This window comes from Anabaena lutea FACHB-196 (genome assembly GCF_014698305.1).
GTDB lineage: Bacteria > Cyanobacteriota > Cyanobacteriia > Cyanobacteriales > Nostocaceae > Anabaena > Anabaena lutea.
Map to the genome: position 1 here is coordinate 203,180 of NZ_JACJST010000001.1, position 16,624 is coordinate 219,803.

7 protein-coding genes are annotated in these 16,624 nt (G+C 37.6%); 4 read left to right on the forward strand and 3 right to left on the reverse strand.

The window, feature by feature from the left end; all coding sequences use genetic code 11:
- Positions 1 to 65: 65 nt before the first annotated feature.
- Both H6G59_RS00985 and H6G59_RS00990 read right to left on the reverse strand, forming a co-directional pair.
- The gene (locus H6G59_RS00985) at positions 66 to 5,348 is read right to left on the reverse strand and encodes an AAA family ATPase (protein ID WP_190711312.1); all 5,283 of its coding nucleotides are present in this window, start codon (positions 5,346 to 5,348) and stop codon (positions 66 to 68) included.
- A 392-nt stretch (positions 5,349 to 5,740) separates the two neighbouring features.
- A complete protein-coding gene (locus H6G59_RS00990) occupies positions 5,741 to 6,805 on the reverse strand; it encodes a potassium channel family protein (RefSeq protein WP_339327909.1) in 1,065 nt (354 codons plus the stop codon).
- 241 nt (positions 6,806 to 7,046) lie between these two features.
- Between H6G59_RS00990 and H6G59_RS00995 the strand changes: the two genes are divergently transcribed.
- Together H6G59_RS00995 and H6G59_RS01000 are read left to right on the forward strand one after the other, a co-directional pair.
- Positions 7,047 to 8,276 carry an aspartate aminotransferase family protein gene (locus tag H6G59_RS00995; protein WP_199331876.1) on the forward strand — a complete coding sequence of 410 codons (1,230 nt, stop codon included), beginning with the start codon at positions 7,047 to 7,049 and terminating at the stop codon, positions 8,274 to 8,276.
- Positions 8,277 to 8,939: 663 nt separating this feature from the next.
- The gene (locus H6G59_RS01000; protein ID WP_190711314.1) at positions 8,940 to 9,329 is read left to right on the forward strand and encodes a protein tyrosine phosphatase family protein; all 390 of its coding nucleotides are present in this window, start codon (positions 8,940 to 8,942) and stop codon (positions 9,327 to 9,329) included.
- A gap of 305 nt (positions 9,330 to 9,634) precedes the next feature.
- Here H6G59_RS01000 and H6G59_RS01005 read toward each other — a convergent pair whose 3' ends face one another.
- Complete coding sequence (locus tag H6G59_RS01005) at positions 9,635 to 9,940, reverse strand: HetP family heterocyst commitment protein (protein WP_190711315.1); 306 nt, start codon at positions 9,938 to 9,940, stop codon at positions 9,635 to 9,637.
- A gap of 1,217 nt (positions 9,941 to 11,157) precedes the next feature.
- On the opposite strand from H6G59_RS01005, the gene H6G59_RS01010 reads away from it, so the two are divergent.
- On the forward strand, positions 11,158 to 13,587 hold the full coding sequence (locus tag H6G59_RS01010) for a sucrose synthase (RefSeq protein WP_190711316.1): 2,430 nt from the start codon (positions 11,158 to 11,160) through the stop codon (positions 13,585 to 13,587).
- Positions 13,588 to 13,699: 112 nt separating this feature from the next.
- A complete protein-coding gene (pgmB, locus tag H6G59_RS01015) occupies positions 13,700 to 16,561 on the forward strand; it encodes a beta-phosphoglucomutase (protein WP_422601601.1) in 2,862 nt (953 codons plus the stop codon).
- Positions 16,562 to 16,624: the final 63 nt, after the last annotated feature.

Below are 16,624 nucleotides of genomic sequence, written 5' to 3' on the forward strand. Positions count from 1 at the left end.
TCTAGACAATAATCGTGAATGCACAATTATGAGATGAGAAAAAACCTAACAACAAAGACCGAGTTTTAAGTTTGCCGCAGACATCGCTGACAATAGATATGTGCCACGCGATCGCCTGGATTTTTCTGCAAACAATATGCAAATAAACGGGCTGCATCTTCTAATTTGCTTTGATTATAAAGTGATAAAGCCTCTGTAAATATGGGCAAAGTAGCTAATTTTTGGTTTTTGATTTCTGCTAAGTCGGCATCGAATACTTCATAAACTGTTACTGCTTGAGATTTACCTTTTACTTTGACTGTATCAATAATTCTCATGTCATAGTTACTGGGATTTTTTAATCTTGAATAAGTTTGTTCGGTAATTAATAGGGATACTCCATAATTTTTGGTTAAATTCTCCACACGAGAAGCTAAATTCACTGCATCACTAATTACTGTACCATCCATACGATTTTGTCCGCCCACAGTTCCTAACATTAAAGAACCTGTATTAATGCCAATACCAATTTTTAATTCAGGACGGTTAGGTCTATCCCTGATAGTATTATATTCCATCAGTAATTGCAACATTGCAATACCTGCTTTAACTGCATTATCAGCTTCTCCACTAAATAAAGCCATAATTGCATCACCAATATATTTATCAATAAAGCCATTATTTTCAGTAATTATAGGCTCCATACGCGAAAGATAGGAATTGATAAACTTGAAATTATCTTCTGGTGTCATACTTTCTGAAAGTTGAGTGAAGTCGCGGATATCAGAAAATAATACCGACATTTCTAACTGTACTTGATCACCTAATTTAACCTCAACTATGCTGGACTTATTTAAAAACTGAAGAAATTGACGTGGTACAAACCGTTCGTAAGCTTGGTTGAGTTTTGCCATTTCATTGTAGAGTCTAGCATTCTCTATAGAAATAGCTGCTTGCGCTGAGAGTAAATTTAAAACTTCTACTCTTTCGGCTGTGAAAGCTCCTGTAGTCAGATTATTTTCTAGATAAACAATACTAATTAGTTTGCTTTGATTAATTAAGGGTACACACAAAATCGATTTAGGTTTAACGGTTTGGATATAGTGATCACTAGTAAAATTTCCGCTGCAAGTCGCATCATTTAAAACCACAGTTTCTTTTGTGCGAGCAACATAATTAACAATTGCTTCTGAAAGGATTTTACAATTATTTACAGGTAGTGACTGCAAGAAAGTAACATCCTCAGAGTTAATACTTCCTTCTGCCTCAATTAGCAGCTTTTCTTGATAAAATAAAATTAGATAACCTGTTTGTGCGCCCACATTTTCAATAAGAATTTTCATCAAACTAGATAGTAATTTATCTAGCATTATTTCACCAGAAATAGCTTGAGTAGCTTTCATCACTGTAGCAATATCCAGGGTTGCTGCTGAGTCAGTAGTAGTTATATTCGTAGCAGTTTTAATGTCTTTAATTCTACCTGTAATTGTAGTTAATAACTGAGAATAATTTTTCTCTAAATGTTTAACTTTAGCTTCGGCTCCCCATATTTGATAACAATAACGAGCTTCCTGCATATAGGCTTTTGCTGTTAATTTTTTTCCTTGAGATAGATAAAATTTAGCAGCTAATTCATAAGCAAGAGCAGCTTCGTGAATATACTCATTTTCTTTAGCAAGTGATATAGCTTGGTCATAATAATCTATAGCTTGAGAATTTTTGCCTTGAATTCGGCAAAGTTCAGCTTCTACCAGTAAATATTTGTGTAAATAATTAATCGGGGCATAATGCGCCCATTTTTTCATTTTTTTATGATAAGCTAGTACTTTATTGATTAACTTTTTATGTTCAGATAAAGGAGAGTAAGTCAGGTAAGCTAAACAAGCTAGGGCATCATAAAAATAAAAATAAGTAATAGTATAAGAACTTGTTATTCCTTCTAAATGCTCTTGAGCCAATTGTCCATTAGTCAATGCTTTTTCAATCTCACCAAATAAGTAAAAAAGCATTAATTTATTAACATAATAGTTAGCTAGAGCATGATGATCATTTTGGTTTTTAATAATAGGAAGAGTTAACTCCTCATTATAAACACTACCAATCAGGGTACAAGGATTTTTTTGTTTGTCAAGCAAATTAAGAACTATTTGATGATATAGTTTTTGTCCATCGATCACTCTTTCTTGTTTCATTTTTATCATTTGCTGAGTATAAAAATTCATTTCTTCGGCTAATACTGTTAAAGATAAACCACCAAAAAAAGCATAAGAACAATAAAAGTAAGCCGAATAAACAGCATATTCTATATCTCCATTTTCTAATCCAATATAATAAACCTCTTTGATAGATGGCAAAATTTCTTTGATAGAATCTTTCCAAGGTCTAATGAAAAGTTCGACAATCATTTTTGTTCTAGCTGTTACTTTCTGATATTGAATGTGAGAAAGTAATTTAAGAGCAAGTTGTCCAAACTGAAAACCGCCTTCAATATCTTCGATTAGTCCACAAAGAAATAATCCATAGCAACTATAAGCAAAAGCAGATTGAGCCGTATTTCCCAATTTAATAGATAGTCTAACTTGTTGGAAAACCATGAGTAAAAATACTAACAAGTCAGTTGAATAAGAAGTAGAAATAATTGTACTACTAATACCCATAACTGTTTGAGCATGGATATCACTCATCTGTGGTAAATTTTCTAAACTAGAAATAGATTTATTGGCTGTAATGAGTTTTGTTTGTAAAAATTCCCAGAAAAGATTTAGTTTATTTAGTTGTTTTGGTAATTTTATTCCTAAAAGTTTAATGACTGCCAAACCTTGATTATTTGCTTCATTTAAGTTATATTGTGCAATATAAGCGAGGATTTTTATCTCATAAAATTTTACTTGATCTAATACATTTGTCACTTGTAAAAATGCTTCGTTTATTAACTGATCCATTAAGATAAAATTGCTATTAAAATAAGCAGATTCCACTGCTTCTTGATAAAGTGATAAACTTAGTTCATATTGTTTTTGCCACCTATCATCTCCTAAAAGCTGTATTCCTATTTGTAAATAAGTTAAAGCAGATTGATAAGCTACTGATGCTTTGGCTTTTTTACCTGCTTTTAAATTTAATTTAACTAATTCATTTTTTTCGGATTGATTAACTAACAACGATAAAGTAAAGTTTAATTGATTAACAATATCAAAAATTTTTTCTTCCTGTTGTTCATTGAAACTATTCTGTAAAAGAATTTTACCAATTTTTTGATGAATAATTGGTTTTTCTGCTTCAGAAATTAATGAATAAGTGGCTTGTTGGATTCTATCATGAGTAAATTTATATTCTGGTAATGGATATTTGTTAGATTCAGTATTCAGAAGTGCTAATTCTATTTCTTCATTACTATCAAAAGATACAATTAAATTGTAATTAATTGCAGGTTGTAAATTATCAACTATTTCTCTAAAAGATTGTTTGGTAAGTAACGCCAAGTTAATAACATCAAACTGATTACCAATACAAGCAGAAAATTTTAATAATTCTTGAGTATTTTCTGGTAAGTTTTTAATTTTACCTGCCATTAATTCTACTACGTTATCAGTAAAATTTCTTTGTTGAATTTGTTTTAAATCCCATTGCCAACTTAAAGATTTTATGTCAAATTTTAATAATTCTTCTGTGGCTAAAGATTTCAAAAACTCATTAATAAAAAATGGATTTCCTTCTGTTTTTATTTGTACTAGTTTAGCTAAATCCCTGACATTGTCTGGTTGATTTTTCAGAGTATCAGCAATAATTTCTGTAACGGTATCTAAGTTTAAAGGTGATAGAAAAATTCGATTAATAATGACTCCTGTTTTACCAATTTCTTCTAAAGTTAACATTAATGGATGCACGGCAGAAACTTCATTATCTCGATAAGCACCAATTAAAAATAATCCCGGTGAACCTGCACTCATTAGCAATTGCATTAATTTTAAAGATGCTCCATCTGCCCATTGTAAATCATCTAAAAATATAGCTAGAGGATGTTCAGGTTTAGTAAAAACTTTGATAAAGTTCTGAAATACTAAATTAAACCGATTTTGAGTTTCAGTAAGTCCGAGTTCTATTACTGTGGGTTGCTTACCAATAATTAATTCTACTTCAGGAATTACTTCTATAATAATTTGCCCATTTATGCCTAAAGCCGCTAAGAGTTTTTCTCGCCATTCCTTCAGCTTTTCTTCCTTTTCTGTTAACAGTTGTTTGACTAATGCTTGAAAGGCTATCACAACAGCACTGTAGGGGATATTCCGTTGATATTGATCAAATTTACCGGAAATAAAATAACCACGTTTTTGAGTAATTGGTTTATATATTTCCTGTACTAAAGCAGTTTTACCAATACCAGAATATCCGGCAATTAAAATCATTTCATTTTGAAATGTCACTCGCTCAAAAGCTGATATTAAACTATCAATTTCTCGCTCTCTACCATAAAGTTTTTGTGGTAATTGAAATTTGTCAGAAATATCTTGATTCGCTATGACAAAATTTGAGATTCTGCCATGACTTTGTAATTGCTTTAAACATTCTTCTAGGTCTGTTTTTATTCCTAAAGCACTTTGATATCTTTCCTCTGCTGTTTTTGCCATTAATTTCATCACAATATTGGCAATAACTGGAGGGATATCTGGATTTATTTCACTGATATGTACAGGCTTTTTTGCGATATGACAATGCACTAGTTCTAGGGCATCATTTGTTGCAAAGGGTAGTTTGTTTGTTAACAATTCATAAAAGGTAACACCAAGAGAATAAAAATCGGTACGATAATCTAAACTGCGGTTCATTCTGCCCGTTTGTTCGGGAGACATATAGGCAAGAGTACCTTCTAAAACGTGAGGATTTTTAATAGTTGGATTTTCTCTATTCAGTTTAGTAGAAATGCTAAAATCAATAATTTTTATCTCACCAGTTTCTGGATTTAAAACAATATTTGATGGGTTAATATCTTTGTGAATAATATTAGCTGCATGAATTTGTCCCAAGGTTTCAGTAGTAGTAATAGCAATTTTCAGAAATTCCTCTAATGTAAAGGATTTCTGTTGCATCCAAATTCTTAATGATTCTCCGCCAAAATCTTCGATTGACATGACGAGAGTATTTTGATATTTTTGTAAATTATAGACTTTAACAACCCCTGTTAAATTTAAAGATTTAGTAATTTCATATTCGGTGTGATAGCGGGCAAGTTCCTGCGGTGTGGGATAGTTATCTTTCAGAACTTTCAAGATGATAGGTTGGTTGTCTTTTTCTGTTTTTCCTCGATAAACTAGGGAGTTGTTACTTTCATAGATTTGAGTTTGAATAGAAATGCCAGGAACGGTAAACATATGGAGATTGCACAGAGAAAACTATTGAAGTATAACTTATAAAATATCTAAATCCTAATAAATTTAACACAGTTTATAATTGCTATTTACCAGCCCTAATAGGGATAGGAAAAACGTAAGAATTCAGGAGTCAGGAGTCAGGAGACGCTTCGCAGACCTCCGGTTCAGGAGTCAGAATGCTTATGAAATGAAGAATAGAGAGAAGTAAGATTTTATCAAAATCATCAAAGTTGACTAAAAAAGCCTTTATTCTCCTGACTTGGAGTATTCTCTATCCTGAATACTTACGCAAAAACAATTTATCTCCCAGCAAGTGATCGCGGGTGTATTATTGAATTCAGGAGTCAGGAGATAGAATTATTTAAGTTTGCTGCCATATTGCAGATCACAAATTAACTGTTTTTCGGTCGTCGCAGTTGTTGAGAATTAATGGGTCCGAGAATTTGGTTTAAACTCCGTAATTGTTCGGCTGTCCCCATACAAATCAGCGTATCTCCTGACATTAAAACTGTATCTCCGGTTGGTCCACCGATCAAATTGCCTTCAGTACGCCGAATTGCCAGAACTAATGCTCCAGATTGCGATCGCAATTTAGCTTTATGTAAACTTTGACCAACAAAAGGACACTGGGACGAATCAAGTAAAAATTCTTCCATATATAACTGGCGGTCTGCACCAGTCAGAATCCCATCCACAAAGTCCAAAACTTGCGGTCTGAGGGCTGCTGCTGCCATCCGCTTACCCCCCGTAATATAAGGGGAAATCACAGCATCTGCACCGCCTCGTTGTAGCTTCTGTAAAGCTTCTTCTGTACTTGCTCGTGCGATCGCGCGAATTTCTGGATTCAGAGTTTTTGCTGATAAAACTATATATAAATTTTCCGCATCAGAAGGCAAAGCCGCCACAATACAAGTCGCTCTTTCAATGCCAACCTTCAACAGCGTATCATCTAAAGTCGCATCACCCTGATATCCCGTGTAACCCTCAATCTGCGCCTTTTGTACAGATTCAACCTCCGCATCAATCACGACAAAAGTCACCCCTTCAGCCCGAAATTCCCTAGCTATTTGCCGCCCAGTCCGGCTAAATCCACAAATGATATAATGACCAGATAAGGATTCCATTAAACGCCTTTGTTGTCGTAGTCTAATTCCTTCTTGAAAATAGCCTTCAATCACTGCTGCTGTAAATCTATTGACTATGTAACCGATATTGATTACACCCATCAAAATCAGGGCAATGGTAAACAATCTTCCTCGACTACCAAGTGGGTTGGTTTCTCCATAACCCACAGTAGCTAAGGTAATCACGGTCATGTAAGCTGCATCTTCCCATGACCAACCCTCCACTAGCCAGTACCATAAAGTACCAATTAGAAACACAAAACCCAGAGCGAACGCCCCAGCCATTAACTCTTTTTGAATAAGTTTATATTTTTGCTCAAGGGTAGAGTACACAGGCAATTAAAAATTAAAAATCAAGAATGAAAAATCAAGAATGAAAAATCAAAAATTACAAATTCAAAATTCAAAATTACAAAACTTCTACTTCTGTCTATTTCACTCCCTCAATAAAAATAAATTTTGAAAGATTTCCAAGAACCTAGTAAAGTATTACGATAAAGGATTTTCAGGAGGTGCGGTAGTGAAATTCCCAAGTCTAGTTGAACAAGCCACGATCCTTCAAGAGTCAGATTTTATGTCATCCACACCCTTTGATGCAGATAGTTTCAACCAGGCGGTTATGTCCACTTATGGACGGTTTCCCTTGGCCTTAGAACGGGGGGCTGGTTGTCGTGTTTGGGATACCCAAGGCAAGGAATATCTAGATTTTGTTGCGGGTATTGCAACTTGTACTCTAGGACACGCCCACCCAGCAATGGTAGAGGCAGTGACACGCCAAATCCAGAAATTGCATCATGTCTCTAATTTGTACTATATTCCCGAACAGGGTGAATTAGCCAAATGGATTGTTGATCATTCCTGTGCAGATCGGGTATTTTTCTGTAACTCTGGTGCTGAAGCCAACGAAGCAGCAATTAAACTAGCGCGGAAATATGCCCACACTGTCCTAGACATTGCCCACCCCATAATTTTAACTGCCCATGCCAGTTTCCACGGGCGGACTTTAGCCACTATTACCGCTACAGCCCAACCCAAGTATCAAAAGTATTTTGATCCTTTAGTTCCTGGTTTTCACTATATAAATTACAACGACATTAGATCAGTGGAAGCCGCTGTTACTGAGTTAGATGAAGGTAATTATCGCGTCGGGGCGATTTTAATTGAACCTTTGCAAGGTGAAGGTGGTGTTCGTCCTGGTGATGTGGCATATTTTAAAAGGCTGCGGCAGATTTGTGATGAAACTGGCATTTTGTTAATTTTCGACGAAGTGCAAGTGGGAATGGGACGCAGTGGTAAATTATGGGGTTATGAACATCTGGGCGTAGAACCTGATATTTTCACCAGTGCGAAAGGTTTGGGCGGTGGTATTCCCATCGGTGCAATGATGAGTAAGAAATTCTGCGATATTTTCCAACCAGGAGAACACGCTAGTACATTTGGCGGTAATCCTTTTGTCTGTGGTGTGGCGCTGAGTGTGTGTCAGACTTTGGAAAAAGAGAATATTTTGCAGAATGTTGAGGAACAGGGCGCACATTTGCGAGAAGGTTTAAGAGCGATCGCTCTCAAATATCCTCACCATATCTCAGAAGTGCGCGGTTGGGGTTTAATCAACGGTTTGGAACTCAAAGCCGATATTCCCTTAACAGCAGCTGAAGTTGTCAACGCTGCCATTAATGAGGGTTTATTACTCGTCCCCGCAGGCCCCAAAGTCATCCGATTTGTACCGCCTCTCATTGTCACAGAAGCAGAAATCAATCAAGCATTGCAAGCTGTAGAAAAGACATTAGCTAAAGTCACAGCATAATTCGTAATAGTGCCTACGGCAGGCTACCGCCAACGTAATTCGTAATTCGTAATTCATAATACGAATTACGAATTATTTTAAAATTCTTCCACAAAAATTATTTCCTCACAACTTCCTCAAATTGCTGCTGTAACTTAAGAGCAGAGCTAACAGTTAGCCTAAAGTAAAACTACGCCTACAACTAGGTAATAAATTCTCATACCTTTTTTTCAGATGAAACTGCATAGAATAAAATTTCCAGGACAACTACCGCAGATATAGACTCGCGTTGAGTTGCTTCTCGTATCGCCAAAAGCTAGGCTATGGCTAACGCCAAGGCGCAGCGTCTCGTTCACGTAGTGTCTCCGACAGGAGAAGAGAAGAGTATAAGTAGGTTGGCGTTAAAAATTGTCGTTGGGATCAGGCAGGGGGAGAAAGGGTTTTAGCCTTGTTTACTTTTCTTTACACAGTTTGATTTTATTGTGCTTACCTACTTACAGATAAATACCAGATGAATTCATGGATTCTATGAGTATGTGATACCTCAGATGAAATTGGTATAAATTAAAAATTGATTAAAAATTGATTAATTTATATTTTCCCTACACTTAAACTTCTTTTTAGCCTTGTTGTCACACCTCCAAAGATTGAACACATTAGCCAGGATTAAAAATGTGCCGACACATGAATATTGTTAGAAAGATTAATCAGGAATTAGCCATCAGTGGGCAAATTAGCCAATATCAGTTAAACCAAATTGCTGAAGAGGGTTACAAATCTGTCCTTAATTTATGTTTTGCTGATGAAAAATGTTGGTGGGAAGATGAACAGAAAAATACTGAATTTATAGGATTGTGCTATGTGAATGTACCCACAAAACTTGAAAATCTCAATCATCAAGCTGCACTCCGGGTATTTCAAATTATTAAAGAATTGCCTAAACCAATACTGATACATTGTGATATTTCTATCCGTTCAGCAGCTATAGTATTGTTATATATTGCCACTAAACAAGGAATTGATTTTGAACAAGCATGGCAACAAACTATCAAATTATGTTTACCACAAAAATAATGTAGAAGGATTTTTACGTTTTTCCTCAGATGGGGGGAATTATCACTAATTATCCGAATTTGATATCAAACCCTTGCTAAGGTGGGCAATGCCCACCCTACGTATATTTCCAAAATCAAACTTTATTTCTATATAAGTACTTATGCAAAAATATTTATACATTTTTCAAAAAAACAGAAATCTCTGTATTCCTTTACTGTTGCCAGTTAAGATTTCCCTGTTCCTTTGCTCAACTATATAATTTATTTTGCAAGAGTACTTAATAAGCTTTTCGATGTTTGAATTTTGACTTCCGCGCAGCCGTACTAATTTGTACTGAAAATTTGAGATGAAGCCACACAATGAGGGCTATTTATAGAAGATGTCATATTTGCTGAGATTTTCTGTGATTTGGTGATTGATGTTGTCTCAAATTGGCTGTTTTCTTTCATTAAACGACTGTAAGTACGCTGGGGGATGTAATGAAGTGGATTGTAGCCAATAAAACGTAAAATCAGTACACAAGCCCAGGAATATTTACCATCAGCAATGGTTTCAATGATCTGATTTAATTCTTCAGGAGTAATAGCAGTCTGAAAACTTGTCTGAGAAGAAGAAACTTGGTAGTTCATAACTAACCCTGATGTTTTTTGTATCAATGGAGGTTTAGCGTTGCATATGTGCGGGATATTGTTGTCTGTTACAGATGTCCAAAACCCCAAAAAAACCGAGTCATAAAGATTTGGCGATCGCTTGTCATGATCTCAAGAATTATCAGTGATTTTACCGTATAAACTGATCGTGTTCCTAGCAATTACTGACAAAAAAGCATCCTTATTCTCATCACCTAACTTTAGTTATAAATAGCTTGGCGCAATTAAATATAAAACCTCTCTCCAAACCTCTCACCTACCCCTCCCTACAAGGAGAGGAGCAGCTTTTATTGCTGGAGAGGCTTTGACTCCCACTTCCCTGGTAGGGAAGGTGGGGGATTAGGTCTAACTTATATTTTTAACGCCCACCTACTTAGGAGTTTACTCAGGACTTAGCACTACTTAACTTACCCATTTTCCCTTACCTGTACGCAAATTCTAAACCTATGCCCTGACTTTAGCGCCCAAGTCAATCTTGTGATTAGAAAATAGGGAACACAGACACTCACATGATATGCAGGATACTATTTTTTTGTAGTCTATTTAGCCAAATTGGCAAATTTTTCTCTAAAAAAATTATAGTGTACAGTAGTTGACAAAACTGTGTTCAGCATATATGAACCTCCGAAAGTGTCATTAATTAGTGATGTGATAAGACTTCCATTTGATTTTTATGTCTTCCTTACGGGGGCGTATGACTAATATCAAGTCCGGCTAATAACTGATCAAAAAACTCGACCCGTCAGCCCTAATCATAAATCTATCTCTAAGGATATGCTGAAGTGAATAACCGGACATATAATGCCACATCAACTATAGGAATCCAGTTTGATTACTAAATTTACTTGTGTGGGCAGGGAATAGGAGAGGTAGATATAGGAAACCGGATTGCTATATATAGCAGGAGTCAGGAGACGCTTCGCAGACCTATGGCTTACGCCACGCTGCGCTATCGATTCAGGAGTAAAACCCTCTTGTAGTGAGAGTTTCATTATCAATTGATGTCCTGACCACCCTGTCCACGGCTATATCTGGGGAATGAAATAGGGTTTCATACTTGAGCCAGATGCGATAAATATTACCAATTGTTTATCTTCAAAGAGAAAATGCACCTCACAAAAACCATCATCTAGAACTACAGTTTTTGAGGAGAAAAAAAATGAGGGTGTAGCCTAGCTAGAATTTAGGAATTTGCTATGTATGAATTAGTGAAAACTGTTTTAAATAGTGAGGAAAAAACCGCACTTCAGCAGTTTATCTTGACTTTAGGTACTACAGAGAAATCTTACTTTCTGAGAAATGAAATTTTGCAAGCTTTTGCAAATTACTGTCATCAATCCCAAAAACCTACTTATTTTTATCACTCTTCCTCAGTCGGCACACTCATACACTACACCCATGAAATAATTCTTGACCACCAAAGTACTTGGTTTGTGGTCAGACCGAGGATAGCAAGCCAAGAAGTGTGGCGACTAACCGCAGATTGCAGTGGGTTTGATCTGATGACACCCAAAGAATTATTAGATGTGCGCGATCGCTTAGTCAACCGCTACCAACCCGACCTTTTAGAAATTGACCTCCACCCCTTTTACCAAACATCCCCCAGCATCAGCGACTCCAGAAACATTGGTCAAGGTCTAGCCTTCCTCAACCATTACCTCTGCAATCAAGTTGTCAATGACCCTGAATATTGGTTAGAGCTTTTGTTTCAAGCATTACAAAGATTGCAATACAATGGCATACGGCTCCTAATTAGCCCACGCATTCACTCAGGAATCGAACTAGCCAAACAAATTAAGCCAGCGATCGCTTTTTTGAGTGCAAGACCCCCTGACGAACCCTACGCAGAATTCCGCCTTCACCTCCAAGAACTCGGTTTAGAAGCTGGCTGGGGTAACAATGCAGGGCGAATTCGAGAAACCCTAGAACTTCTACAAAGACTCATCGACACCCCCCAACCCTCAATCCTGGAAGCCTTTGTGGCGCGTATCCCCGCCGTTTTTCGTGTTGTTCTTATTTCCATACATGGCTGGGTAGCGCAAGAAGATGTTTTAGGAAGAGATGAAACATTAGGTCAAGTTATCTATGTCCTCGAACAAGCACGCAGCTTAGAAAACAAACTGCGAGAGGAAATCAAACTTGCAGGTCTTGACATATTAGGTATTAAACCTCATGTAATTATTCTCACCCGCCTCATCCCCAATTGCGAAGAGACATTTTGTGACTTGCGTTTAGAAAAAGTTCACAATACAGAAAACGCCTGGATTTTGCGAATTCCCTTTGCAGAATTTAATCCAGAAGTGACCAATAACTGGATTTCTAAATTTGAAATTTGGCCTTATCTAGAAACATTTGCCCACGATGCCGAAAAAGAACTATTAGCCCAATTTAAAGGTAAACCCAATCTAATTATCGGCAACTACAGTGATGGTAACTTAGTCGCCTTTCTCCTCTCCCGACGACTGAAAGTCACCCAATGCAACATTGCTCATTCTCTAGAAAAACCCAAATATCTATTTAGTAACTTATATTGGCAAGACTTAGAAGAAAAATATCATTTCTCTGCCCAATTCACTGCCGACTTAATCAGCATGAATTCAGCGGATTTTATTATAGCATCATCCTATCAAGAAATTCTCGGTACACCAGACACAATAGGGCAGTACGAATCTTACAATTGTTTTACCATGCCCCAGTTATATCATGTAATTAATGGGATTGATTTATTTAGTCCTAAATTCAACATGGTAGCACCGGGAGTCAGTGAAACTTTCTTTTTTCCATACAGCCAAACAGAAAACCGAAATCCACTCCAGCGCCAAGATATTCAAGACCTGCTTTTTGTCCGTGAGGATGACAAAATTATTGGTCACTTAGATGACCTCAAAAAAAGACCAATCTTTGCGGTTACTCCCGTCACATCAATTAAAAATCTCACTGGATTAGCTGAATGTTTTGGTCAAAGTCAGGAATTACAAGAACGCTGTAACCTAATTTTATTAACTAGTAAAGTACATCCTGATCAATCGACTAACTCAGAAGATGCAAGAGAAATAGAAAAACTCCATGAAATTATTAATCAATATAATATCCAAGGTAAAGTCCGTTGGATAGGAATGCGCTTCCCTAGTCGTAACATGGGTGAAGCTTACCGCATAATTGCCGACCATCAAGGTATTTATGTCCACTTTGCTCTTTATGAATCTTTCGGGCGGAGCATTTTAGAAGCGATGATTTCTGGCTTACCAACCTTTGCAACTAAATTTGGTGGAGCCTTAGAAATTATTGATAATCAGGACGGAAAATTTCATCTTAACCCAACAGATTTAGCAGGAACAGCAACAACAATTTTAAACTTTCTAGATCAATGTGATAAAAACCCCGAATATTGGCAGACAACTTCCCAATGGATGATTCAAAGAATTCGTCATAAATACAACTGGAATTTACACACCGAACAATTGCTTTTACTAGCGAAAATGTTTAGTTTTTGGAATTTTGTCGCACCAGAAGATCACGAAGCCAGAGATCGATATATGGAAACTTTATTCCATCTCATCTATAAACCCAGAACCGAAAAAATTCTGGCTCAACATATGGATCGCCATACTCTCATTAAACATTAACAAATCAAGTAGAGTAACGTAAATAATTAAAAGTTAGTAGTCAGGGCTAAAGCCCGAATTTCAGGTTTAAAGCCCTCACTAAGATGAGAATTTAATTATCCCAAATATGAATATGACAGGTATTTTTCACGATTTTATCTACACAGACTGGATATTAATTGAAAACCAGTTTAACCCTGAGCTATTGCACCCTAGAGAAACAATTTTCACCATCGGTAATGGCTACTTAGGGACAAGAGGAAGTTTTGAAGAAGGCTATCCTCGCGCTTTATCAGCGACTTTTATTCATGGTGTTTATGATGATGTGCCGGTAGTTTATACCGAACTCGCTAATTGTCCAGATTGGCTACCATTGGTAGTAATAATTGATGGGGAACGCTTCCGCCTTGACCAAGGTCAAATACTAGCATATGAAAGACAACTTGACCTGCGTCAGGGAGTTCTCAGCCGTTCTGTGCGTTGGCGTAGTCCCAAAGGAAAGAACATAGATATCAATTTTGAACGCTTTGCCAGCCTAGCAGATCACCATGTATTAGGGCAACGCTGCCAGTTAACACCAGTAGATTTTCATGGGTTAATCGAAATAGAAGCTAGTATTAATGGCTACCCTGAAAATCAAGGTTTCAATCATTGGGAAGGACTAGACCAAGGTAAGATTGACAAAGGGTTCTGGTTACACAGTCGCACCCGCAACACACAGATAGATATCGGCATGGCGGCGCGGATGATCATATCAGGAACTGAAGCGGCGCTGCAAGTTAATACTGCACCGGGCTATCCTACCGTCAGCGCTACTTTCTTCGCTGAACCAGAACAGACTGTGACGTTAGAGAAAATTGTGACAGTTTTTACCTCGCGGGATGTTGAGGAACCCGTGACAACAGCACCAGCAAAACTCGCCCAACTACCAGACTATATCACCCTCCGCAATGCCAATGAAAAAGCTTGGGCTGAGGTTTGGCAACAAAGTGATGTTGTGATTGAGGGTGATATTACCGCCGCTTTTGCAGTTCGCTACAACATATTTCAATTACTAATTGCTGCTCCCCGTGATGATGAAAAGGTGAGTATTCCCGCTAAAACTCTGTCTGGATTTGGCTATCATGGTCATGTTTTTTGGGATACAGAAATCTTTATCCTGCCATTTTTTACTTTCACCCAACCAGCCATAGCTCGAAATCTGCTCAGTTACCGCTATCACACTTTAAATGGAGCGCGACGCAAGGCGCTTCATTATGGATATCAAGGGGCGATGTTTGCTTGGGAAAGTGCTGTGACAGGAGATGAAGTCACACCTAGATGGTCACTACCGAATGATTTTTATGCTGAAGATGTGCGGATTTGGTGTCGGGATCGGGAAATTCATATTAGTGCAGATATTACCTATGGGGCTTGGAACTACTGGCAGGTAACTGGGGATGATGAGTGGATGCGAGATTATGGTGCAGAGATGATCTTGGATACCGCTATTTTCTGGAGTAGCCGCGTTGAGTTTAATTCTCAAGCTCAACGGTATGAAATTCGCGGGGTGATAGGTGCAGATGAATATCACGAGTTAGTACATAACAATAGCTTCACTAACCGCATGGTGCAATGGCATTTAGAAAAAGCTTGTCTAGTTGATGATTGGTTACGTCGTCAGTTCCCAGAAAAAGCAGCGGAATTAGCAGAAAAATTGCAACTTACAACTAAAATCAGAACTCATTGGCAAGAAATCATTAACAAAATTTGGATTTCCTACAACCCAGAAACAAAATTAATTGAGCAATGTGAGGGATTTTTCCAATTAGAAGATATCAATTTAGCCGACTACGAACCACGGCAAAAGTCAATGCAAGTCATTTTGGGAATTGAAGGAGCCAACAAACGCCAAGTTCTCAAGCAGCCAGATGTGTTAATGCTACTTTATCTCATGCGAGAATCTGCTGAATTTCCCTACAATCAGAAAACATTACAAGCAAATTGGGACTACTACGCACCCCGCACAGATATCACCTATGGTTCTTCTCTCGGGCCGGCAATTCACGCGATTTTAGCCGCCGATTTAGGCAAATCACAGGAAGCATATAATCTGTTTATGCAAGCGGCTATGGTGGATTTGCAAGATAAACGCGGTAACACTCAAGATGGGATTCACGGTGCTAGTGCTGGGGGAATTTGGCAGGTTATAGTTTTCGGATTTGGTGGTATCCAATTTCAGGAAAATGTCCCTGTAGCTAATCCCCACTTACCAGCAGGTTGGACACGTCTCCAATTTAAGTTACACTGGCACGGTAAATGGCACGATTTTGATTTACGTCCCTCCACTCTATCTCCCCAAGTTCCCAACATCCGAGGAATTATCTTTGATTTAGATGGTGTGTTGACAGATACCGCAGACTATCACTACCAAGCTTGGCAAAAGTTAGCAGATGAAGAGGGTATACCTTTTAACCGTCAAGCCAATGAAGCGTTGCGGGGTGTTTCTCGTCGCGCTTCTCTGATGTTGATTATTGGTGATAGACGATATTCAGAAGTGCAAATTCAGGAAATGATGGAACGCAAAAACGACTATTATGTGAAATTGATTCACAACATCACATCTAAGGATTTGTTACCTGGGGTGGTTCCTCTGTTGGATGAATTGCGCCAAGCTGGAATCAAAATAGCTCTTGGTTCAGCGAGTAAAAATGCTCGTGTGGTCATTGAACGATTAGGAATTGCTGATAAATTTGATGCTGTGGCTGATGGTTATAGTGTCCAAGAACCCAAACCAGCCCCGGATTTATTTCTTTATGCCGCCAAACAGTTAGGAATCCCACCTAGTCAATGTGTAGTTTTTGAAGATGCAGCGGCAGGTATTCAGGCAGCTAAAGCAGCGGGAATGTGGGCGGTAGGACTAGGGCCTGTTGAGAGAGTGGGGGCTGCTGATATTGTTTTATCTAGCCTAGCAGGTGTCAAGTGGGAAAATTTGTTCAGGAGTGCTGTGTGCTGAGTTTTGATAAATCTCTTGATCGGTTATGGTGCAAGTCACACTTCGTAATTTGGCTAAGGTATT